Source organism: Streptomyces sp. NPDC020807, assembly GCF_040641575.1.
In the GTDB taxonomy this organism is placed as follows: domain Bacteria; phylum Actinomycetota; class Actinomycetes; order Streptomycetales; family Streptomycetaceae; genus Streptomyces.
Genome location: NZ_JBFADU010000020.1, coordinates 65821 through 86572 on the forward strand (window position 1 = coordinate 65821; position 20752 = coordinate 86572).

19 protein-coding genes are annotated in these 20752 nt (G+C 71.9%); 10 read left to right on the forward strand and 9 right to left on the reverse strand.

From position 1 onward, the window contains the following. Both scy and mce read right to left on the reverse strand, forming a co-directional pair. Positions 1 to 3030, reverse strand: a 3030-nt coding sequence (gene scy / locus AB0G79_RS25255) for a polarized growth protein Scy (protein WP_360810226.1), incomplete at its 3' end; no start/stop codon positions are given. A gap of 209 nt (positions 3031 to 3239) precedes the next feature. Next, positions 3240 to 3692 carry a methylmalonyl-CoA epimerase gene (gene mce, locus AB0G79_RS25260; protein ID WP_360810132.1) on the reverse strand — a complete coding sequence of 151 codons (453 nt, stop codon included), beginning with the start codon at positions 3690 to 3692 and terminating at the stop codon, positions 3240 to 3242. A 138-nt stretch (positions 3693 to 3830) separates the two neighbouring features. Here mce and AB0G79_RS25265 point away from each other — a divergent pair, with 138 nt between their 5' ends. Together AB0G79_RS25265 and meaB are read left to right on the forward strand one after the other, a co-directional pair. Further along, positions 3831 to 5048, forward strand: a complete 1218-nt coding sequence (locus AB0G79_RS25265; RefSeq protein WP_360810134.1) for an acetyl-CoA C-acetyltransferase — start codon at positions 3831 to 3833, stop codon at positions 5046 to 5048. A gap of 41 nt (positions 5049 to 5089) precedes the next feature. Further along, positions 5090 to 6046 carry a methylmalonyl Co-A mutase-associated GTPase MeaB gene (gene meaB / locus AB0G79_RS25270; RefSeq protein WP_360810136.1) on the forward strand — a complete coding sequence of 319 codons (957 nt, stop codon included), beginning with the start codon at positions 5090 to 5092 and terminating at the stop codon, positions 6044 to 6046. A gap of 91 nt (positions 6047 to 6137) precedes the next feature. Here the strand turns inward: meaB and AB0G79_RS25275 are convergent, their stop codons facing one another. The 4 genes from AB0G79_RS25275 to AB0G79_RS25290 form a co-directional block, all read right to left on the reverse strand. Next, on the reverse strand, positions 6138 to 6623 hold the full coding sequence (locus AB0G79_RS25275) for a MarR family transcriptional regulator (protein WP_360810138.1): 486 nt from the start codon (positions 6621 to 6623) through the stop codon (positions 6138 to 6140). A gap of 83 nt (positions 6624 to 6706) precedes the next feature. Next, positions 6707 to 7492, reverse strand: a complete 786-nt coding sequence (locus AB0G79_RS25280) for an AIM24 family protein (RefSeq protein WP_360810140.1) — start codon at positions 7490 to 7492, stop codon at positions 6707 to 6709. Continuing rightward, positions 7489 to 8139 carry an AIM24 family protein gene (locus AB0G79_RS25285; RefSeq protein ID WP_360810142.1) on the reverse strand — a complete coding sequence of 217 codons (651 nt, stop codon included), beginning with the start codon at positions 8137 to 8139 and terminating at the stop codon, positions 7489 to 7491. The genes AB0G79_RS25280 and AB0G79_RS25285 overlap by 4 nt, the downstream gene beginning before the upstream one ends. Continuing rightward, positions 8139 to 8777, reverse strand: coding sequence for an AIM24 family protein (locus AB0G79_RS25290; RefSeq protein ID WP_360810144.1), 639 nt, complete (start codon positions 8775 to 8777; stop codon positions 8139 to 8141). The genes AB0G79_RS25285 and AB0G79_RS25290 overlap by 1 nt, the downstream gene beginning before the upstream one ends. Before the next feature lie 111 nt (positions 8778 to 8888). On the opposite strand from AB0G79_RS25290, the gene AB0G79_RS25295 reads away from it, so the two are divergent. The 4 genes from AB0G79_RS25295 to AB0G79_RS25310 all read left to right on the forward strand — a co-directional run bounded on the left by AB0G79_RS25295 (position 8889) and on the right by AB0G79_RS25310 (position 13999). Continuing rightward, positions 8889 to 9233, forward strand: a complete 345-nt coding sequence (locus AB0G79_RS25295) for a DUF3817 domain-containing protein (RefSeq protein ID WP_360810146.1) — start codon at positions 8889 to 8891, stop codon at positions 9231 to 9233. 233 nt (positions 9234 to 9466) lie between these two features. Next, positions 9467 to 10150 carry a TetR/AcrR family transcriptional regulator gene (locus tag AB0G79_RS25300; RefSeq protein ID WP_360810148.1) on the forward strand — a complete coding sequence of 228 codons (684 nt, stop codon included), beginning with the start codon at positions 9467 to 9469 and terminating at the stop codon, positions 10148 to 10150. Between the two features lie 90 nt (positions 10151 to 10240). Continuing rightward, on the forward strand, positions 10241 to 12034 hold the full coding sequence (locus AB0G79_RS25305) for a cellulose synthase catalytic subunit (protein ID WP_360810150.1): 1794 nt from the start codon (positions 10241 to 10243) through the stop codon (positions 12032 to 12034). A gap of 3 nt (positions 12035 to 12037) precedes the next feature. Further along, complete coding sequence (locus AB0G79_RS25310) at positions 12038 to 13999, forward strand: kelch motif-containing protein (protein ID WP_360810152.1); 1962 nt, start codon at positions 12038 to 12040, stop codon at positions 13997 to 13999. Between the two features lie 15 nt (positions 14000 to 14014). Here AB0G79_RS25310 and AB0G79_RS25315 read toward each other — a convergent pair whose 3' ends face one another. After that, positions 14015 to 15046 carry a glycoside hydrolase family 6 protein gene (locus AB0G79_RS25315; RefSeq protein WP_360810154.1) on the reverse strand — a complete coding sequence of 344 codons (1032 nt, stop codon included), beginning with the start codon at positions 15044 to 15046 and terminating at the stop codon, positions 14015 to 14017. A 67-nt stretch (positions 15047 to 15113) separates the two neighbouring features. Beyond that, positions 15114 to 16106, reverse strand: a complete 993-nt coding sequence (locus AB0G79_RS25320) for a DUF5937 family protein (protein WP_360810156.1) — start codon at positions 16104 to 16106, stop codon at positions 15114 to 15116. Between the two features lie 82 nt (positions 16107 to 16188). Between AB0G79_RS25320 and AB0G79_RS25325 the strand changes: the two genes are divergently transcribed. The 4 genes from AB0G79_RS25325 to AB0G79_RS25340 all read left to right on the forward strand — a co-directional run bounded on the left by AB0G79_RS25325 (position 16189) and on the right by AB0G79_RS25340 (position 20160). Next, positions 16189 to 17472 carry an MFS transporter gene (locus AB0G79_RS25325; RefSeq protein ID WP_360810158.1) on the forward strand — a complete coding sequence of 428 codons (1284 nt, stop codon included), beginning with the start codon at positions 16189 to 16191 and terminating at the stop codon, positions 17470 to 17472. Between the two features lie 9 nt (positions 17473 to 17481). Beyond that, positions 17482 to 17991 (forward strand): MarR family transcriptional regulator, encoded by a 510-nt coding sequence (locus AB0G79_RS25330; RefSeq protein WP_360810160.1) that lies wholly within the window; start codon positions 17482 to 17484, stop codon positions 17989 to 17991. A 43-nt stretch (positions 17992 to 18034) separates the two neighbouring features. Next, positions 18035 to 18364, forward strand: coding sequence for a DUF3817 domain-containing protein (locus tag AB0G79_RS25335; protein WP_360810162.1), 330 nt, complete (start codon positions 18035 to 18037; stop codon positions 18362 to 18364). Between the two features lie 95 nt (positions 18365 to 18459). Continuing rightward, positions 18460 to 20160: a methylmalonyl-CoA mutase family protein gene (locus AB0G79_RS25340; RefSeq protein ID WP_360810164.1), complete on the forward strand. Its 1701-nt coding sequence runs from the start codon at positions 18460 to 18462 to the stop codon at positions 20158 to 20160. Positions 20161 to 20224: 64 nt separating this feature from the next. Here AB0G79_RS25340 and AB0G79_RS25345 read toward each other — a convergent pair whose 3' ends face one another. Next, a complete protein-coding gene (locus tag AB0G79_RS25345; RefSeq protein WP_360810228.1) occupies positions 20225 to 20644 on the reverse strand; it encodes a PPOX class F420-dependent oxidoreductase in 420 nt (139 codons plus the stop codon). Between the last annotated feature and the right edge of the window lie 108 nt (positions 20645 to 20752).

The window sequence follows — 20752 nt, forward strand, 5'->3', positions numbered from 1 at the left end:
GATGGCGGCCTCGCGCAGCGCTTCCGCGTGGGCCTCGCCGTCGGCCTTGACCTGCTCGGCCTCGGTACGGAGACGCTGGGCGTCCCGGGTGGCGGTGTCCAGGACCTCGGCGGCCTCGGCGCCGATCCGCTCGGCCTCGGCGCGTGCCTCGCCCACGAGGGTGTCGGCCTGCTCGGCGGCGTCGGCGCGGCGCTTGTCGGCGGCCCGGCGGGCCTCGTCGAGGACCTGCTCGGCCTCCGCGGCGATCCGCTCGGCCTCCGCGCGCGCCTCGCCGACCGTCGTCTCGGCGCGCTCGGCGGCCTCCGAACGGATGCGGTTCGCGTCCTCGCGGGCGTCCGCCCGCGTGCGGGCCGCGTCCTGTTCCGCCGAGGCCAGCGAGTCCGTCACCTCGGTGCGTACCCGCTGGGCGTACTCGGCGGTGTCGGAGCGCAGCTTCTCCGACTCGGCGATCGCGTCCGCGACCGTCCGCTCGGCCAGTGCCTTCGCGGCCTCGGACTCCTCCTCGGCGCGCGCCCGGACCCGGGCGGCGTCCTCGGAGGCCCGCTCCCGCTCCTCGTACGCGTCGGTGCGGACCCGGTCCGCCTCCTCCTGTGCCTCGGTACGGGTCCGCTCCGCCGCGTGCTCGGCGGCGCTGCGGAGCCCGGCGATCTCCTCGTCGGCCTGCTCGCGCAGACCGGCGACCGAGTCCCGTACCTCCTGGGCGGCTCGCGAGGCGGTGGCGACCATCTCGGTCGCGCGCGTGTCGGCCTCCTCGACGAGGCGCTGGGCCTCGGCCTGCGCCTCCTCGACCCGCTTGCGGGCGGCGGCGAGGAGCTCCTCGGACTGCTCGCGGGCGAGCTCGCGCTCCCGGCCGGCCTCGGAACGCGCCGATTCGAGGGTCGACTCGGCCTCGCGACGGCGCCGGTTCGCCTCCTCCTGCGCGGCGGCGAGCGCCTCCGCGGCCTCGGCGGCCACGCGCTCGGCCGCGGCGGCGGCCTCCGCGCGCACCCGGTCGGCGGTCTCCTGCGCCTCCGTCCTGAGGCGCTCGGCCTCCTCGGAGGCCTCGGTGCGGAGGCGTACGGACGCGGTCTCGGCCTCGGTACGGGTCGTCGACGCGTCGGCGGCGGCCTCGGCGCGCAGCCGCTCGGCCTCCTGCTCGGCCTGCTCGCCGAGGTTGCGGATGCGCTCGGCGGCCTCGGTCCGCAGCCGGTCCGTCTCGTCGGCGGCCTCCCGCCGCATCAGCTCGCTCTCGGCGCGGGCGTCGGTCAGCTCCTCGCCGGCCGCCGCGACCTTCGCCTCGGCCTCGGCGTGCAGGCGGGCCAGCTCCTCGGCGGCCTCCGCCCTGCGGGCCTCGGCGGCGCGCTCGGCGTCGGCGCGCAGCCCGGCGGCGGCCTGCTCGGCCGCCTCCTTGACGGCCTCGGCCTGCTCCTCGGCCTCGGCGCGCAGCCGCTCGGCCTCGGCCCGGGTCCGCTCCAGGGTCTCCTCGGCCTGGGCGCGGAGCGTCTGGGCGCGCTCCACGGCCTCCGACTTGACCCGCTCGCTCTCCGCGCCGGCCTTGGTCCGCAGCTCGTCGGCGTCCGTCCGGGCCTTGGTGAGGAGCTCCTCGGCGGTCTTCGCCGCCTCCTCGATCTGCTGGAGGGCCTCGCGGCGGGCCTCGCCCCGGATCCGCTCGCCCTCGGCGACGGCCTCGGCGCGCAGCTGCTCGGCCTCGCCGCGCAGGCGGCGGGCCTCCTCCTGGAGCTCGACCGTCTTGGCCCGGTACTCCTTGGTGTCGTCCTTCGCCGAACCGAGCAGCTCGTCGGCCTGCTCCTCGGCGCGCGTCCGCAGCCGGTCCATCTCGGTCTCGGCCTCGCGGCGGATCCGCTCGGCCTCCTCGGAGGCCTTGCGGGTGGTCTCGCGGGCGTCCTCGGACGCCTTGGTGAGGATCTCCTCGGCGCTGCGGGCGGCCTTGGCGAGCGCGGCGGCGGAATCCTCGGCGACGGCCGTACGGGCCTTCTCGGAGGCCTCCGTGACCAGCTTCTCGGCCTCGGCGGTCGCCTCGCGGAGCTTCTCCTCGGCCTCGGCCTTGAGCGCCTCGGCCTCCTTGGTGGCCTCGCCGACGAGCCGGGCGATCTCGGTCTTGGCCGTACGGGTGCGCTGCTCGTTGACGGACTCGGCGGAGGAGATCTGCTTGGCGGCGGCCTCCTTCGCCTCCGACAGGGTCTTCTCGGCCTCGGCGCGGGCGACGCGGAGCTTCTCCTCGGCCTCCTGGACGCGCTGCTCGGCGGCGCGGGAGAGCTCGGTGGCCTGGCGGCGGGCCTGGTCGGTCTCGGCGGTGGTGGTCGAGCGGAGCTGCTCGGCGTGGGTGGTGGCCTCCTGCGCCTGGCTCGACGCGGCGCTCAGGAGCCGCTCGGCGTCCTTGCGGGCGCGCTGGAGGATCGCCTCGGCCTCGGCGCGGGCGGACTCGGCCTCGGTGCCGACGCGGCGGCTGGTCTCCTCGGCGAGCCGGGTGGCCTCGGCGCGGGCCGCGGCGAGCGCCTGCTCGGCCTCGGCGCGGGACTCCTCCATGAGGCGGCGGGCCTGGGACTCCGTACGGGCGCGGAGCTGCTCGGCCCAGGCCACGTTCTCGTTGACGTGGGCCTCGACGGTCTGGCGGCGCTCGTTGAGCTCCTGGTCCAGCTGCTGACGGCGCTGGACGGCCTCGGTGTGGAGCTCGGCCTGGAGGCGGGCCTGGTGCTCGGCGTGCTCCTGGAGGATGCGCTGCGTCTGGGCGCGCGCGTCGCGCAGCTCACGCTCGGCGTCCTGGCGGAGCTGCTCGGCCTGCGCCTGCGCGTTCCGCAGCATCTGCTCGGCCTGGTAGCCGATGTCCGCGCTGTCGTACGCGGGCCTGGACGCGATCGTGCGGCGCGCCTCGTGGAGTTTGGCGCGCAAGACCTCGACCTGGTAACCGAGGTCCTCGGCGTGCTGGACGGCCTTCTCGCGTTCGGTCTTCAGCCGGTCCATCTCGGCTTCGAACCGGGCGAGATGGTCGTCTTCAGCTCGGTGGCTCTCCTGGCGTTCGTAGCCCCGCACTGCGCGGTCCATCCTTCCCCAAGCTCTACGAGCAGGGGGTACCCCGTCCCTGTTCGCAACAACGAGCACCGCCCTCACGGACGAGGACGGACCCCCGGGGAATCGTGGCAGATCGGACGACCCCGACATCCCGACTTCGATGCCGCACGAGCGGCCCCGACCGGCCCCGGCCCGGAGCCGCCCACTCTACCGGGCCGGGAATAGGGAGGTCAGTGCTCGGCTGAGGAGTGGTCAGCGGAGGCGGGCGCCGAGGTGACCAGTTCCGTGAGGACGCCGTGGCAGTCCTTGGGGTGCAGGAAGGTGATGCGGGAGCCCATGGAGCCGATGCGCGGCTCGTCGTAGAGGACCCGGACGCCCTTGCCGCGGATGGCCTCGGCGTCCCCGTCGACGTCCTCCGTGCCGAAGGCGATGTGGTGGACGCCCTCGCCGTTCTTCGCCAGCCACTTGCCGACCGCGGAGTCCTCGCGGGTCGGCTCCAGGAGCTGGAGGTAGGAGGCGCCGCCGTCGGAGGTCCCGTTGATCCTGAGCATGGCCTCGCGGACGCCCTGCTCCTCGTTGACCTCGGAGTGGTAGACCTCGAACCCGTACGTCGCCCGGTAGAACTCGACAGTCTTGTCGAGGTCGTGACAGGCGATTCCGATGTGATCGATACGCGTCAGCATGGCCCTAGTGCAGCGTGCGGGGAGGCGGTTACGCAACGTGTGTGCGATCACACCGGCAGGCCGGTGACCACGTGGCGCGCCCCTCAGTACATTGGCGGTAAACCCTCGTTCACCTCTCATCCCAAGGGGCCGTGCCTCATGTCTGGAACGACCGGTACCACCTCAGTGATCGTCGCGGGCGCCCGCACGCCCATGGGTCGCCTTCTCGGCTCGCTCAAGTCCTTCTCCGGCGCCGACCTGGGCGGATTCGCCATCAAGGCCGCGCTCGACCGGGCCGGCATCGGCGGCGACCAGGTCCAGTACGTGATCATGGGCCAGGTGCTCCAGGCGGGTGCCGGGCAGATCCCCGCCCGCCAGGCCGCCGTCAAGGCCGGCATCCCGATGAACGTCCCGGCGCTCACCGTCAACAAGGTGTGCCTCTCCGGTCTCGACGCCATCGCGCTCGCCGACCAGCTGATCCGCGCCGGCGAGTTCGACATCGTCGTGGCCGGTGGCCAGGAGTCCATGACCAACGCCCCGCACCTGCTGCCGAAGTCCCGCGAGGGCTTCAAGTACGGCGCGATCGAGATGCTCGACCACATGGCGTACGACGGCCTCACCGACGCCTTCGAGTCCATCGCGATGGGCGAGTCCACCGAGAAGCACAACACCCGCCTGGGCATCCAGCGCCCGGAGCAGGACGAGATCGCCGCGCTGTCGCACCAGCGCGCCGCCGCCGCGCAGAAGAACGGCATCTTCGAGGCCGAGATCACCCCGGTCGAGATCCCGCAGCGCAAGGGCGAGCCGGTGATCTTCGCCAAGGACGAGGGCATCCGCGCCGAGACGACGGTCGAGTCCCTCGGCAAGCTCCGCCCGGCCTTCGCCAAGGACGGCACCATCACCGCCGGCACCTCCTCGCAGATCTCCGACGGCGCCGCCGCCGTCGTCGTGATGAGCAAGGCCAAGGCGCAGGAGCTCGGCCTGGAGTGGATCGCCGAGATCGGCGCCCACGGCAACGTGGCGGGCCCGGACAACTCGCTCCAGTCGCAGCCGTCCAACGCGATCCTGCACGCCCTCAAGAAGGACGGCCTGACCGTCGAGGACCTCGACCTCATCGAGATCAACGAGGCCTTCGCCGCCGTCTCCGTGCAGTCAATGAAGGACCTCGGCGTGACCCCCGAGAAGGTGAACGTCAACGGCGGCGCCATCGCCCTCGGCCACCCGATCGGCATGTCCGGCGCCCGCGTCGTCCTCCACCTCGCCCTGGAGCTCAAGCGCCGCGGTGGCGGCGTCGGCGCGGCGGCCCTCTGCGGCGGCGGCGGCCAGGGCGACGCGCTGATCGTGCGCGTGCCCGGCAACGGCACCTCCGGCAAGTAAGCACGGCAGCACCCGAGTACCGACCCAAGGAGCAGCGAAAGATGGTGGACGTCCCCGCACTCGTCGCCCAGGCGCGCGAGGGCAGGCCGAGGGCCGTGGCCCGGCTGATCTCGCTCGTGGAGGGGGCGTCCCCGCAGCTGCGCGAGGTGATGGCGGCGCTCGCGCCGCTGACCGGCAACGCCTACGTGGTGGGCCTGACCGGCTCGCCGGGCGTCGGCAAGTCCACGTCGACCTCCGCGCTCGTGACCGCCTACCGGCGGGCGGGCAAGCGGGTCGGCGTGCTCGCCGTCGACCCGTCCTCGCCGTTCAGCGGCGGCGCGCTGCTCGGTGACCGGGTCCGGATGTCGGAGCACGCCTCCGACCCGGGCGTCTACATCCGGTCCATGGCCACCCGCGGCCACCTGGGCGGCCTCGCCTGGTCCGCCCCGCAGGCCATCCGCGTCCTCGACGCGGCCGGCTGCGAGGTGATCCTCGTGGAGACCGTCGGTGTCGGGCAGTCCGAGGTGGAGATCGCCTCCCAGGCCGACACCTCGGTCGTCCTGCTCGCGCCGGGCATGGGCGACGGCATCCAGGCCGCGAAGGCGGGCATCCTGGAGATCGGCGACCTGTACGTGGTGAACAAGGCCGACCGGGACGGCGCGGACGCCACCGCCCGCGAGCTCAACCACATGCTGGGCCTCGGCGAGGCGCGCTCCGCGGGCGACTGGCGGCCGCCGATCGTCAAGACGGTCGCGGCGCGCGGCGAGGGCGTCGACGAGGTCGTGGAGGCCCTGGAGAAGCACCGGGCCTGGATGGAGGAGCACGGGGTCCTGGCGGAGCGCCGCCGGTCCCGTGCCGCCCGCGAGGTCGAGACGATCACGATCACGGCCCTGCGCGAGCGGATCGGCGTCCTCCACGGCGACCGGCGGCTCGACGCGCTGGCCGAGCGGATCGTGGCCGGTGCGCTCGACCCGTACGCCGCCTCGGACGAACTCATCGCGAGCCTGACGGGCAACTGAGGGCCGAGGGCCCGGAGACGTACGAGAAGGGCCTCCCCGGTCGTCCGGGGAGGCCCTTCCTCGTGTCTGCCGTGCGCGGGCGCGACGGGGGCTACGGCTTGCCGCGCAGGCCGCGCAGCTGCTCCGCGACCGGCTTGAGCGACTGGTGGAGGCCGTCGAGGGCCTCGCCGCTCAGCTGGTCGATGAAGTGCCGGCGGACCGACTCGACGTGGTGCGGGGCGACCTTGCGCATGGTCTCCATGCCCGCGTCGGTGAGGACGGTGTAGAGCCCGCGCCGGTCGGACTCGCAGTTCTCGCGCCGGACCAGTCCGGCGTTCTCCATGCGGGTGATCTGGTGGGAGAGCCGGCTCTTCGACTGGAGGGTGGCCGTCGCGAGGTCGCTCATCCGCAGCCGGCGGTCCGGCGCCTCCGAGAGGTTCACGAGGATCTCGTAGTCGTTCATCGTCAGGCCGAAGGGCTGGAGGTCCCGTTCCATCTGGTACGTCAGCATGCGCTGCACGTCCAGGAACGTGCGCCAGGCGCACTGCTCGCCGTCGCTGAGCCACGGGGTGGCCGTCTCGGCCTTCTCGGTCTCCATGAGTCGATTCTACCTAAGAAGTTGAATAGTGGACGAAGTCTGGGAGCGCGCGTTCGAGGACGTCACCCTCCGCAGACTACCGCTCACAAACCGAAGCGACGCTGGAGGTCGCCCAGCTGGCCGGGAAGGCGCGGTACCGACCCCTGGACCGCCTGGCCGGAACCGTGCGGTGCGTGCTGACCCGGCACGCCCGCCTGCGCCGGAGGCCCGCCGACCGACCGCTCCGGCATCAGCAGCTCCGTCGACTGGAGCAGGACCGTGCCGGCGCCGACGAACTCGAACTGGTGCTCCTCGCCGGAGGTGCCGCCGATCCCCGTCAGGGCCCGGACGCCACCCATGACACCCGTCATGTACCCGTGGTCGTAATGGTGACAGGGGGAGGGGCAGTCCGCCCAGCCGACCAGCGCCTGCGGGTCCACCCGCAGCGGCGGCTCCATGAAGACCACGGGACCGTTCGAGGCGGCCACGAACTTGCCCGTGCCGATCAGCGTCACGAACCCCGGCACGATCGACTGCTTCAGCGCCAGCGTCGGCTGGTACGCGAGCAGGTTGCCCGAGCGGATCGTCAGGTTGCCCTCGTCCAGGTCGTACGAGTTCACGTCGAAGGCCCGGTCGGCGAGCAGCATCTTCCCGCTGCCCTCCGCGACCACCCAGTCGCTCGCGTGCAGCGGCGAGTGGAAGGCCGTCCTGACCAGCCGGTCGAGCCGCCCGTGCCCGATGCCGTTGAACTCGATCCGCCCGTAGTAGGCGATCATCTTCCCCTTCTGCAGGAACCACTGGGAGCCCTTGAGCTCCACGCAGAAGGTGTACGGGTTCACGTTGTCGTCCGACGGAAGCGTCGTCGGGTCGTGGATCACCGGGGTGCTCACAGCTTCTCCTCCGAGGCCTGGACGTACACCGTGCCGCTGCCGCTCAGCTCCAGCTGGAAGGCCTCGCCGGAGCCGCGCCCCACCATGTCGCGCCAGCCGAGCGCGGTGGACAGCTTGTTCCGCACGTCGCCGTGGTGGGCCACGTACGCCTGCGGATCGACGTGGACCGGGCGGCCGGGGCTGATCGGCAGCTCGACGACCCCGCCGTGCGCCATGACCGCGACGGAGCCGTGGCCCTTGAGGGTCGTGGTGAAGAGGCCCTGCCCGGTCACCTGGCCGCGGACCATGCCCATGACCCCGCCCTGCGAGCCCATGAACATCGTCCCCTGCTCCAGGGTGCCGTCGAAGGCGAGGAGCCGGTCGGCCTCCACGTACAGGGTGTCGCCGGTCAGGGCGATCACCTGGATGTGGTGGCCGCCGTGCCCGAACATCACCGTGCCGTTGCCCTCGACCGTCATCAGCGGCGTCGCCTCGCCGGCCACGCGGCGGCCGATCATCGACATCAGGCCGCCCTGGCCGCCCGTCATGTTCGGCGTGAAAGTGACGTCACCGCGGTACGCGAGCATCGCGCCCCGCTGGCTGAACATCCGCTGCCCGGGGATGACGGTCGCCTCGACCATCTTCGAGTTGATCTCGCGGAACGGCATCAGACGTCACCCCCGACCGTGTTCCGCTCGCTCGGCTGGACGTACACGAGGCCGTCCCCCTCGAAGCGGATCTGGAACGCCTCGCCGCCGCCCTCGCCCATGAGCGTGCGGAAGGTCACACCCGACTGGAAGTGCTGCTGGAGGTTGCCCTGGTGCGCGATGTACGCCCCCGGGTCGACCTGGAGCGGGTACTGCGGGGTCACCCGCAGCACCACCGCCGGGCCGTCGGACATGATCGCCGCCTGGCCCGTGCCCTCGACCGTCGTCGTGAAGAGGCCGTTGCCGGTGGCGCCGCCGCGCATCCCCGTGAAGGTGGTGCCGGTGCGCAGCCCGGCGTCGGTGCAGAGCAGGTTGCTCGCCTCGACCCAGAGCTTGTCGCCGTGCAGGGAGACGAGGTTGATCTCGGAGGCGCGGTCGGCGAACCAGCAGGTTCCCTGCCCCCGGACCTCCATCACCTCCATCTGCTCGCCGGTGAGCCTGCGGGTCACCATGCCCCGCAGGCCCTCACCGCCCCCGCTCATCTTCTTGAACGCCATCTGGCCGTCGTAGGCGACCATCGAGCCGTTCTTCGCCTTGACGGCGTCGCCGGACATGGAGACGGCGAGCACTTTGCTTCCTTGGAGTCGGAACGTAGCCACCCCAGGAAGGTACTGGCCCCCCGCCTAAAGAGACAGCAAAGTCGGCGTGCACAATGGACGGGCCCCTCCTTGTGCATCCGTTCACAAGATCGAACGAAGGTGAACCCCTCCGTGGACCTCAAGACCGCTTCCTCGCTCCACCGGCTCCGGCTCGTCTCGGCCCCGGAGGCCGTCTCCTTCCTGCTGCTGCTCGTCTGCTCCGTGCTCAAGCGCACGACGGACTTCAACGCGGTCCCGGTCATGGGCGCGGTCCACGGCATCCTCTTCGTCCTGTACGTGCTCTTCTGGCTGGACGCCTGGAACCGCACCAAGTGGAGCTTCGGCACCGCCGCCCTCTACTTCGTCCTCTCGGTGCTGCCCTTCGGCGGCTTCTACGCCGAGCGGAAGCTGAAGGCCGAGGCCGCGGCGGCCGTCGCCGCCTCGCGCGACGCCGCGAAGGACTCCGTCAGGATCTGAGGGAACCCCCGAACCCCCGGTTCCGCGGATGTCGCGGGCCGGGGGTTTCTTGATCGCCGATGGTTGAGCGACTGCTCAAAATCGGCTAACTTCGCTTCCGGGCGCCGTTGAGCGATCGCTCAACATGCCCGGTCCGACCTGGTCGCCGCCGGTCCCGGTGTCTCCGCGGGGGAGCGCCACCGCGCCGGCGGCGGCCGGTCGTCAGTCGCGCGGGGGCGTGAGGGGGTACGGGCATGCGCGAGGAGCTGACGGGTCGTAAGTCCGCTGCGCAGGAAGCCCGCAGTCAGGAGACCCGCGACAAGTTGCTTGACGGGGCGCTGCGCACGCTCGTCGAGCAGGGCATCGGCAAGGCCTCCGCCCGGGCCATCGCGAGCGCCGCGGGCGTCAACCAGGCCCTGGTCTTCTACCACTTCGGCACCGTCGACGAGCTCCTCGTCGCCGCCTGCCGGCGCGGCGCCGAACTGCGCGTCGCCCGCCACCGCGAGCGGCTCGCCGGCGTCACCAGCTTCTCCGAGCTCCTCGCCTTCGGGCGCGCGCTGCACGAGGAGGAGCGGGAGGCCGGCCACGTCGACTTCCTCGGCCAGCTGCTCGCCGGCGCCCAGGCGCACCCCCGGCTCGCCCGGCCCACGGCCGTCGGTCTCGACCTCTGGATCGCCGAGATCGAGCAGGTGATCAGCCGGGTCCTCGACGGGACCCCGCTCGCCGAGTTCACCGACCCCGCCGGGCTCGCCCGCGCGGTCGCCGCCTCCTTCGTCGGGCTCGAACTGTACGAGGGCGTGGACCCCGGCGGGGCCGAGGCCGCCTTCGCCGCGCTCGAACAGCTCGGCGCCCTCATGGGCGCCGTCGAGGAGCTGAACCCGGTCGCCCGGAAGGCCGTCGTGTACACACTGCGTCGTCAGAGTGGTCGCGGTCGGTAAAAACGCTCGCTCGGACGACTCCAGTCGACACGCCGGTGTTTTGCCCTTTTTGTGGGGATATCGACCCGTTCGACGACAGCTGGAGGCACCGTGCGGCCGGGAGGCTACGACTACGACACCTACAGCCGACTCGCCGGTCCCCTCACGGAACCGGACCCGGCGGCCTACACGGTGCAGTACCGAAGTCTGCTCTCGAAGGAGCCGCACCGAATACGAGCGGTCCTCCTGATGAGCCTCGCGCCGGTGCTCTCCGCGCTGCTCCTCGCCTATCTCGTCTGGCCCAGCCACTGGACCGTCCGCGAGGGCGGCGACGCCTGGCTCGTCCACCTCGACACCGTCATGCTCGTGTCGATCGGCCTCATCTGCTTCTTCATGCTGGTGAACGTCGCGTCGATCGCCCACGCCACCATGGTCGCCCGCGACCCCGTACCGGTCCGCGCCGAACCGGGCACCCGCGTCGCGTTCCTCACGACGTACGTCCCCGGCAAGGAACCGCTCTCCATGGTCCGCGGCACCCTCGAAGGCGCCGTGCGGATCCGCCACGACGGGCCGCTCGACGTCTGGCTCCTCGACGAGGGCGACGCCCCCGAGGCGAAGGCCCTCTGCGCCGAACTCGGCGTGCGCCACTTCACCCGCGCCGGCGTCCCCGAGTGGAACCGGAAGAAGGGCGCCCACAAGGCGAAGACGAAGCACGGCAACTACAACGCCTGGCTCGCGATGCACGGAGACGCGTACGACTACTTCGCCTCCGTCGACACCGACCACGTTCCGCTCCCCAACTTCCTGGAGCGGATGCTCGGTTACTTCCGCGACCCGGACATCGCCTTCGTCGTCGGCCCCCAGGTGTACGGCAACTACACCAACATCGTCACCAAGGCCGCCGAGTCGCAGCAGTTCCTCTTCCACGCCCTCATCCAGCGGGCCGGGAACCGCTACCGCGCCCCCATGTTCGTCGGCACGAACAACGTCGTCCGCATCTCCGCCCTGAAGCAGATCGGCGGCCTGTGCGACTCCATCACCGAGGACATGGCCACCGGTTTCGAGCTGCACCGCAGGAAGAACCCGCTCACGGGCCACTTCTGGCGCTCGGTCTACACCCCCGACGTCCTCGCCGTCGGCGAGGGCCCGGCCTCCTGGACCGACTTCTTCACCCAGCAGCTCCGCTGGTCCCGGGGCACGTACGAGACCATCCTCAAGCAGTTCTGGAAGGCGCCCTTCCGCACCCCTCCGGGCCGCTTCCTCAACTACTCGCTGATGCTCGTCTACTACCCCATGACGGCCGTCAACTGGCTGCTCGGCGTGCTGAGCTGCGTCCTCTACCTGTGGCTCGGCGCCTCCGGCACCCAGGTCTCCACCCAGGTCTGGCTCATGATCTACAGCGACGCCGTCGCCCTCCAGATCGGGCTCTACCTCTGGAACCGGCGCCACAACGTCTCGCCCCACGAACCCGAGGGCTCCGGCGGCCTCGCCGGCATGGCGATGTCCGCGCTCTCCGCGCCCATCTACCTCAAGTCCCTCGGCTCGGCGTTCCTCCGCACCCGCGGCCGGTTCGTCGTCACCCCCAAGGGCGGCCAGGCCAGCCCCGACCGGGTCCTCACCTTCCGCATCCACCTCTTCTGGGCGGTGGTCCTCGTCGCCTCGCTCGCGGCCTCCGTCCACTACGGCCACACCCACGCGGCCATGCGCACCTGGGCGTCCCTCGCCCTGGTCGTCACCCTGGCCCCGGTGACCCTCTGGGCCTTCACGGCCGTACGGGACCGCCGTCGTGCGGCGGCCGCCGGGACCGCGCCCCAGTCCACCCCCGTCACGGCGATCACCCCCGTCACGCCGATCACGCCCATCGCGCCGGCCACCCCCGCCCCCACGACGACCGGAGGGAACTGAACCATGGCCTACCGGCCGTCCAAGAAGTTCAAGAAGACCCTGCTCGGCAGCGGGGCGGTCGTCGTCCTCGCGGCGCTCAACGCCCCCGCCGCCGTCTCCTTCGCCGAGGAGAAGTACCACGCCTACAAGATCGCCCAGCCCGAGTACAAGCGGCAGTACGGCTCCTGGGAGGAGGTGAACGTCCCGGAGGAGTACCGGATCAACGCGATCCACGCGGCCCTCCTGCACACCGGAAAGGTGCTGCTCATCGCTGGCTCCGGCAACGACCAGAAGAACTTCGACGCCGGCACCTTCGAGTCCATCCTGTGGGACCCGGTGAAGAACACCTTCAAGAAGATCCCCACCCCCGAGGACTTCTTCTGCTCCGGGCACACCCAACTCCCCGACGGGCGGCTGCTCGTGGCGGGCGGGACCGCGCGGTACGAGGTCCTCGGCGACGAGGTGGACAAGGCCGGCGGCGGCATGCGGGTCAAGAACGAGAGCCCCGACCGGGCCGTCACCCTCAAGAAGGGCACCGTCTTCCGCTCGCCGTCCGGGGTCGAGTACGTCTCCAAGTTCGACGTGACCGTCCCCAAGGCGAAGCGCGAGTTCGAGATCTCGTACTTCAGGAGCGGCCAGATGAAGCCGTGGAAGACGAAGGTCACCGCCGCCGAGTCCCGCGTCTTCGTCGAGGCGCGGAAGGCGGGCCCGCAGGCCCTCACCACCGAGGCCGCGCAGTACGAGGTGGTGGGGCTCAAGGGCGACGACGCCGACAACGTCTACGGCCTCGCGCAGAAGCTCACCACCGAGAAGCAGGACTTCCAGGGCATCAAGGGGGCCTACGAGTTCGACCCCCGCGCCGAGAAGTACGTGCCCGTCGCCCCCATGCGGGACGCCCGCTGGTACCCCACCCTCGTCACCCTCCAGGACGGCAAGGTCCTCGCCGTCTCCGGACTCAACGACGTCGGCGACGTCGTCCCCGGCGACAACGAGTACTACGACCCCGAGACGAAGAAGTGGACCAAGGGGCCCTTCCGCTACTTCCCCACCTACCCCTCACTCTTCCTCACCCAGGGCGGCAAGCTCCTCTACACCGGCTCCAACGCGGGCTACGGCCCCGCCGAGAAGGGCCGCGAACCCGGCCTGTGGGACCTGAAGAAGAACACCTTCACCAAGCTGGGCGGGCTCACCGCCCCCGACCAGCTGGAGACCTCCTCCTCCGTCATGCTGCCGCCCGTCCAGAGCCAGAAGGTGATGGTCCTCGGCGGCGGCGGGGTCGGCGAGTCCCCGAAGTCCACCGCCCGTACGTCGATCGTCGACGTCTCCCAGGACAGCCCCGTCTTCAAGGACGGCCCGGCGCTCCCGCAGGGCACCCGCTACCTCAGCAGCGTCCTGCTGCCCGACGACACCGTCTTCACCAGCGGGGGATCGGAGCAGTACCGGGGCCGCAGCGGCAGCGACATCCTCAAGGCGCAGTTCTACGACCCGAAGACCAACGCCTTCACCGAGGCCGCCGAACCCACCGTCGGCCGCAACTACCACTCCGAGGCACTGCTGCTGCCCGACGGGCGGGTGGCCACCTTCGGCTCCGACCCGCTCTTCGGCGACAAGGACAACACCAAACTCGGCGACTTCGAGCAGCGCGTCGAGGTCTTCACCCCGCCCTACCTCCACAGGGCGGGCGCGGACCGGCCCGCCCTCGGCGAGGGCTCGCCCGAACTCGACCAGAACGGCCGCGCCACCTTCAAGACGAAGGACGCCGGGCGGATCGCGGAGGCCCGGCTCATGCGGCCCAGCGCGGTCACGCACACGACGGACGTCGAACAGCGCTCCGTGAAGCTGGACCTGACGAAGAGCCAGGACGGGATGACGGTCACCGTCGACGTGCCGGAGGACCGGACGCTCGTGCCGCCGGGCTGGTACATGCTCTTCGTGACGGACGCCGACGGCATCCCGTCGGAGGCCAAGTGGATCCAGGTGAAGTGAAGTCCCTCTTCCCGGCTAGGACTTCGCCCGGCGGGCCAGCCCCAGGGCGTAGTCCGGCCACCAGGTCCCGGCCGCCGGGCCGCCCCGGCACTGGCCGTCCGAGTCGCCCGGCCGCTTGATCCACAGATAGGCGTCGACCAGCTCGTCCCCGGTCCGGTCCGTCGGCGGTACGCCGAGGGCCCGGCCCGGCGGATTGCACCAGGCCTCCGCCCGGTCACCCGGGAGGGGGCCGTCGCCGTTCCGGCTGGTGTCCACGGTGAAGTGGGTGCCGCCCAGGAGGCCCGAGAGCGTCGAGCCGAAGCCCCGGACGGCTTCGTTCGTCTGGAAGTTGGAGACGTTCAGCGAGAAGCCGTCCGCGCGGGCGATCCCCGCCCGGCGCAGCGGCTCCACGAGCTTGCCCGGGTCGTTGATCCACGCCGGGTTGCCGGCGTCGAGGTAGACCCGGGTGCGGGGCTGGCGCTTGAGCCGCTCGACCGCCTCGGTCAGCAGCTGGTAGCGCTCGTCGTGGTACTGGGCGGGGGTGCAGCCGTCCACGATGTGCGGCACCGCGTCCGGTTCGAGGACGACGATCGCGGAGGCCTCGCCGATCGCCGAGGCGAAGGCGTCGACCCAGGCACGGTAGGCCTGGCCGTCGTGCGAGCCGCCCGCCGAGTACATCCCGCAGTCGCGGTGCGGGATGTTGTACGCGACGAAGACCGCCGTCCTGCCCTCGGCGGCGGCGCCGCTCACCGCGCGCGTCACCTCCGGGACCGGATCGTCCCCGGCCGGCCAGTCCGCGACCGGCTGCTCGGCGATGCGCCTCAGGATCCGGGCGTCCTCGGTCCGGCCCTGGGCCTCGTACTGGCGGACCTGCTTCGCCGCGTCGCTCTCCGGGTCGACCCAGAAGGGCGAGCCCGCGGAGGGCGCCGGGGCCTCGCCCGAGGAGTGGGGCGGGCCGACCGGGGTCCGCGCGGCGGGCTCGTCGTCGCCGCCGCACCCGCTCAGGAGCAGCGCGGAGACGAGGACGGAGGCGAGCGTGGTGGCGGTGCGGCGGGTACGGCGGGACATCCGGCCCCCATGCGGTTCGCGAGTCGGGTACGGGACGGTAGGCGGCGGCGACATCGTGACATAACGGTCACATCGCGTCCGGCTGCGACACCGCGATGCCCAGCGGAGTCCGCTCGTACAGCACCTGATGGCCGTAGCGCCGGGACGTCAGGAGCCCCGCGTCGCGCAGGACGGAGAGGTGCGCGGAGACGGAGGAGGGAGCCCTGCCGAGGCGGTGCGCGAGCGCGGTCGTCCCCGTCGGCTCCTCCAGCGCGCACAGCACGTCGGCCCGCACGGGCCCGAGCAGCCGCGCCAGGACCTCCGGGGTGCGACCCCCCGCCTCCGACCACAGGCCGCCGATCCCGCGCGCGGGGTAGACGACCGTGGGCTGCCACGGCGGGTCGAAGCCGCTCACGACGTCCGGCCAGGTGAACACCGAGGGCATGAGGACGAGCCCCTGCCCGTCGAGGGGCCGGATGTGGTCCCCGTTGTAGTCGACGGTGAGCGTCGCCGTCCCGGCGTCCCAGGCGAACGACGGGTGCACCTCGCCCAGGAGTCGTTCCAGCCCGCCCTCCGCGAGCCGCCGCGCGTGGTGGGCCACGTCCGCCTCCAGGAGGGCGCGGAGCCGGGGCCAGTCGGGCGCGACGAGCGCCTCCCAGGCGAGCGCGAGCAGGTCGGCGAGCCGCCCCACGGCCCCGGCGGGATCCGCGAGCAGCCGCCGCCCCTCCGGGCTCTCGGCCGCGCCCGGGGTGTCGGCGAGCGCCCGCCGGAAGTCGTCGAGGACGAGGGCCGGGTCCGTCTCCCGTACGGCCTCGATCTCGTCCTCGAAGGACGCGGCGGGCCCGAGGGGCGGCGGATAGAGGAAGTCCGGGCTGTGCCCGCTCCGCGGCATCAGCAGGTGCAGCGGCCGGAGATCGAGCTCCCGGGCGGCGCCCGCGATCCGCCGCATCCACGGCAGGTGGTACGCCTGCTGGCGGGGCCGCGCGAGCACGCGGACGGCGGAGTGGGTCTCCCAGAGCGGCGAGATCGCGAACCGGATCCGCAGCGGATCGGCCTCGCCGAAGTGCAGGTGGTACGGCACGGGACCCCTCAATGACGGCTCTGAAGATTCGGCTGGGGCCGAAAGTCTAGGGCGGCCCCAGCCCCTTCGGCACCCTGCTCGCATGCCCACGAACGACACCGGCACGCCCCCGGCGGCGCCCGCACCCGTCCCCGCCCACGAGCCGACGCCACCGCCCGCCCCCGGATACCGCGCCGTCTTCGCCGTGCGGGAGTTCCGGGTGGTGTTCGTGGCGCACCTGTTCTCGCTGCTCGGGGTGGTCGTCAGCGAGCTCGCGCTCACCGTGCTCGTCTACGAGCTCACCCGCTCGCCGCTGCTCTCCTCGCTCACCTTCGCCCTCGGCTTCCTGCCCTACCTGGTCGGCGGGACCCTGCTCGCGGGAGTCACCGACCGGCTTCCGCCCCGGCGGATCCTCGTCGTCTGCGACCTCTTCTGCGCCGCCTGCGTCGCCGTCATGGTCGCGCCCGTCACGCCCGTCGCCCTGCTCCTCGTCCTGCGGTGCGCCGTCGCCGTCGTCTCGCCCGTCTTCAACGGAACCCGGATGGCGACCCTCGCCGACATCCTGGGGGAGGGGGACCTCTTCGTCCTGGGGCGGTCGCTGCTGCGGATCGTGTCGCAGAGCGCGCTGCTCACCGGGTTCGCCGTCGGCGGCGTGCTCCTCACCGTCGTCCCGCCGCGCGGGGCCCTCGCCGTCACCGCCGTCACGTTCCTCGCCTCCGCACTGCTGCTGCGGTTCGGGACCGTCCGGCGGCCCGCGCGGGCCGCCGGGGAGCGGCAGGGGCTCGCCGGGACCTGGGCCGTGCTGAGGGACCGCCGCGTCCGCGCGCTCATGGTGATGTTCTGGGTGCCGCCGCTCTTCGCCGTCGTCCCCGAGGCCCTCGCCGCCCCGTACGCCGACGAGATCGGCGTCTCCACCGCCGCCCTCGGCCTCCTCATGTGCGCGCTGCCCGTCGGGACCATCGCGGGGGAGCTGTTCGCCGGGTCGTTCCTGTCCGCCGCCACCCGCTCCCGGATCGTCCTGCCGCTCGCCGTCGCCGGCGTCCTCCCGTACCTGCTCTACGCCCCCGCCCCCGGCGTCCCGCTCGCGGCCCTCGCGCTCTTCCTGGCCGGGGCCACCGGCGCGTACACCCTCGGCCTCGACGCCTGGTTCGTCGAGGCCGTCCCCGAGGAGCAGCGGGGGAGGGCCATGACGCTCATGTCGGCGGGGATGATGACCGTCCAGGGCGTCGGCATGGCCGGCGCGGGACTCGCCGCCGAGTTCGCCCCCGCGCACGCCGTCGTCGCGGGGACGGGAGTCGTCGGCACCCTGTGTCTGCTCGCCGCCGCGGCCGGGCTGCGCGCGACCGAAAGGCGAGACAAGGCTGACCGGCATGTGACCTGTCGGTAAGGTCGACGCGTGCCGAAGCCGCTCAGTCTCCCCTTCGACCCCATCGCACGCGCCGACGAACTCTGGCAGAAGCGCTGGGGCCCGGTCCCCTCCATGGCCGCGATCACCTCGATCATGCGCGCCCACCAGATCCTCCTCGCGGAGGTCGACGCGGTCGTCAAGCCGTACGGGCTGACCTTCGCGCGGTACGAGGCGCTGGTGCTGCTGACCTTCTCCAAGGCCGGCGAGCTGCCCATGTCCAAGATCGGCGAGCGGCTCATGGTCCACCCGACCTCCGTGACCAACACGGTCGACCGGCTCGTGAAGTCGGGTCTCGTCGACAAGCGGCCCAACCCCAACGACGGCCGCGGCACCCTCGCCTCCATCACCGAGAAGGGGCGCGAGGTCGTCGAGTCCGCGACCCGCGACCTGATGGAGATGGAGTTCGGGCTCGGGGTGTACGACGCCGAGGAGTGCGCGGAGATCTTCGCCATGCTGCGCCCGCTGCGGGTGGCGGCGGCCGACTTCGACGAGAGCTGACCCCCGCGAAGATCGCCCGGAACGTTCCCTTACGCTCGATGGCATGAAAGAGACTGTGCTGACCCGTTACCGCGTCATGGCCTACGTCACCGCGATCTGGCTCCTCGTCTTCACGGGCGCGATCGTCGCCAAGTACGTGTTCGAGGTCGGCGACACCATGCTGATCTCCCAGATCCACGGTGTGCTCTTCATCGTCTACGTGCTGTTCGCCTTCGACCTGGGCTCCAAGGCGAAGTGGCCCTTCGGCCGGCTGCTGTGGGTGCTGGCCGCCGGCTGCATCCCCTTCGCCTCGTTCTTCGTCGAGCCGAAGGTCACCCGTGAGGCGCGCGCGCTGATCGCGGGCACGGCGGCCCCCGAGCCCGTCAAGGCCTGAGCGGGCCGGTCAAGGCCTGAGCGAACCCCACCCCCGCACGCATGTGCGGGGGTTTGCCATCGACATTTACTAGGACGTCCTAGTAAATTCGAAGCATGGACGCTGACGCCATCGAGGAAGGCCGCCGTCGCTGGCAGGCCCGTTACGACAAGGCCCGCAAGCGGGACGCGGACTTCACCACGCTCTCCGGGGATCCGGTCGAGCCGGTCTACGGGCCCCGGCCCGGCGACACCTACGAGGGGTTCGAGCGCATCGGCTGGCCGGGCGAGTACCCCTTCACCCGAGGGCTCCACCCGACCGGCTACCGCGGCCGGACCTGGACCATCCGCCAGTTCGCCGGCTTCGGCAACGCCGAGCAGACCAACGAGCGCTACAAGATGATCCTGGCCGCCGGCGGCGGCGGCCTCTCCGTCGCCTTCGACATGCCCACCCTCATGGGCCGCGACTCCGACGACCCCCGCGCCCTCGGCGAGGTCGGCCACTGCGGCGTCGCCATCGACTCCGCCGCCGACATGGAGGTCCTCTTCAAGGACATCCCCCTCGGCGACGTGACCACGTCCATGACGATCTCCGGGCCCGCCGTCCCCGTCTTCTGCATGTACCTGGTCGCCGCCGAGCGCCAGGGCGTCGACCCGGGCATCCTCAACGGCACGCTCCAGACGGACATCTTCAAGGAGTACATCGCGCAGAAGGAGTGGCTCTTCGAGCCCGAGCCCCACCTGCGCCTCATCGGCGACCTCATGGAGCACTGCGCGGCGAGCATCCCCGCGTACAAGCCGCTCTCCGTCTCCGGCTACCACATCCGCGAGGCCGGGGCGACGGCCGCGCAGGAGCTCGCGTACACCCTCGCCGACGGCTTCGGCTACGTCGAGCTCGGCCTCAGCCGCGGCCTCGACGTGGACGTCTTCGCCCCCGGCCTCTCCTTCTTCTTCGACGCCCACCTCGACTTCTTCGAGGAGATCGCGAAGTTCCGCGCCGCCCGCCGCATCTGGGCCCGCTGGATGAAGGAGGTCTACGGCGCCAAGACCGACAAGGCGCAGTGGCTCCGCTTCCACACCCAGACCGCCGGTGTCTCCCTCACCGCCCAGCAGCCGTACAACAACGTCGTGCGCACCGCGGTCGAGGCGCTCTCCGCCGTCCTCGGCGGCACCAACTCCCTCCACACCAACGCCCTCGACGAGACCCTCGCGCTCCCCAGCGAGCAGGCCGCCGAGATCGCGCTCCGCACCCAGCAGGTGCTCATGGAGGAGACCGGCGTCGCCAACGTCGCCGACCCGCTGGGCGGCTCCTGGTACGTCGAGCAGCTCACCGACCGCATCGAGGCCGACGCCGAGAAGATCTTCGACCAGATCAAGGAGCGCGGCCGCCGCGCCCACCCGGACGGCCTGCACCCCATCGGGCCGATCACCTCGGGCATCCTGCGCGGCATCGAGGACGGCTGGTTCACCGGCGAGATCGCCGAGTCCGCCTTCGTGTACCAGCGGTCCCTGGAGAAGGGCGACAAGCGGGTCGTCGGCGTCAACGTCCACCACGGCTCCGTCACCGGCGACCTGGAGATCCTCCGCGTCAGCCACGAGGTCGAGTGGGAGCAGGTCCGCGTCCTCGGCGAGCGCAAGGAGCGCCGCGACGACGCCAAGGTCAAGGCGGCCCTCGACGCGATGCTGGCGGCGGCCCGCGACGGCTCGAACATGATCGCGCCGATGCTCGACGCCGTCCGCGCGGAGGCCACGCTCGGCGAGATCTGCGGCGTCCTCCGCGACGAGTGGGGCGTGTACGTGGAGCCCCCGGGCTTCTGATCCCCTCGTGCGACAAGGGGCGGTACGGGAATCCCGTACCGCCCCTTCGCGCTTGCCGCGTCCGCTACTTCGCCGCCGTGCCGACGACCCTCGCCGGGGTGATCCGGACCACGACCCGCACGTCCTCCGGCGGCAGCTCCAGGTACTCCCGGCCGGCGCCCTCGCCCTCGTACTTCTCCGCCAGCGCCACGGCCAGCGCCCGGCCGGTGTCCTCGGTGACCGTCGCCGTGCCGCGTATCTCCGCGTAACGGAACTCGGCGCTCCCGTCGTGGACGGTGAGGCTGACACGGGCGTCGGCCCGGATGTTCTTGATCTTGCGGCGGCCGTCCTGGCTGGAGATCAGGACGTCGTCGCCGTCACGGCCGACCCACACCACCGAGCTCTGCGGGGAGCCGTCGGGCTGGATCGTGGCGAGGACGGCCGGGTTGGGGGCGTCGAGCAGGGCGCGGACCGGGTCAGGGAGAGAAATCGTCACGGTCGCCACCGTAGAGGTCGGCACCCCGTGACCACCTCCGACTTTCGGCCCCGGTCCTCCGCCCCCGGTCCTCAGCCACCGGTCCTCAGCCCTCGGTCCTCCGCCCCCGGGCCCTCG

Coding starts and splice junctions, on each gene's coding strand:
- AB0G79_RS25275 (WP_360810138.1), bottom strand. CDS start 6,623: ATGGAGACCGAGAAGGCCGAGACGGCCACCCCGTGGCTCAGCGACGGC.
- AB0G79_RS25325 (WP_360810158.1), top strand. CDS start 16,189: ATGCCCACGAACGACACCGGCACGCCCCCGGCGGCGCCCGCACCCGTC.
- AB0G79_RS25300 (WP_360810148.1), top strand. CDS start 9,467: ATGCGCGAGGAGCTGACGGGTCGTAAGTCCGCTGCGCAGGAAGCCCGC.
- AB0G79_RS25340 (WP_360810164.1), top strand. CDS start 18,460: ATGGACGCTGACGCCATCGAGGAAGGCCGCCGTCGCTGGCAGGCCCGT.
- AB0G79_RS25265 (WP_360810134.1), top strand. CDS start 3,831: ATGTCTGGAACGACCGGTACCACCTCAGTGATCGTCGCGGGCGCCCGC.
- meaB (WP_360810136.1), top strand. CDS start 5,090: ATGGTGGACGTCCCCGCACTCGTCGCCCAGGCGCGCGAGGGCAGGCCG.
- AB0G79_RS25310 (WP_360810152.1), top strand. CDS start 12,038: ATGGCCTACCGGCCGTCCAAGAAGTTCAAGAAGACCCTGCTCGGCAGC.
- mce (WP_360810132.1), bottom strand. CDS start 3,692: ATGCTGACGCGTATCGATCACATCGGAATCGCCTGTCACGACCTCGAC.
- AB0G79_RS25315 (WP_360810154.1), bottom strand. CDS start 15,046: ATGTCCCGCCGTACCCGCCGCACCGCCACCACGCTCGCCTCCGTCCTC.
- AB0G79_RS25285 (WP_360810142.1), bottom strand. CDS start 8,139: ATGCCGTTCCGCGAGATCAACTCGAAGATGGTCGAGGCGACCGTCATC.
- AB0G79_RS25335 (WP_360810162.1), top strand. CDS start 18,035: ATGAAAGAGACTGTGCTGACCCGTTACCGCGTCATGGCCTACGTCACC.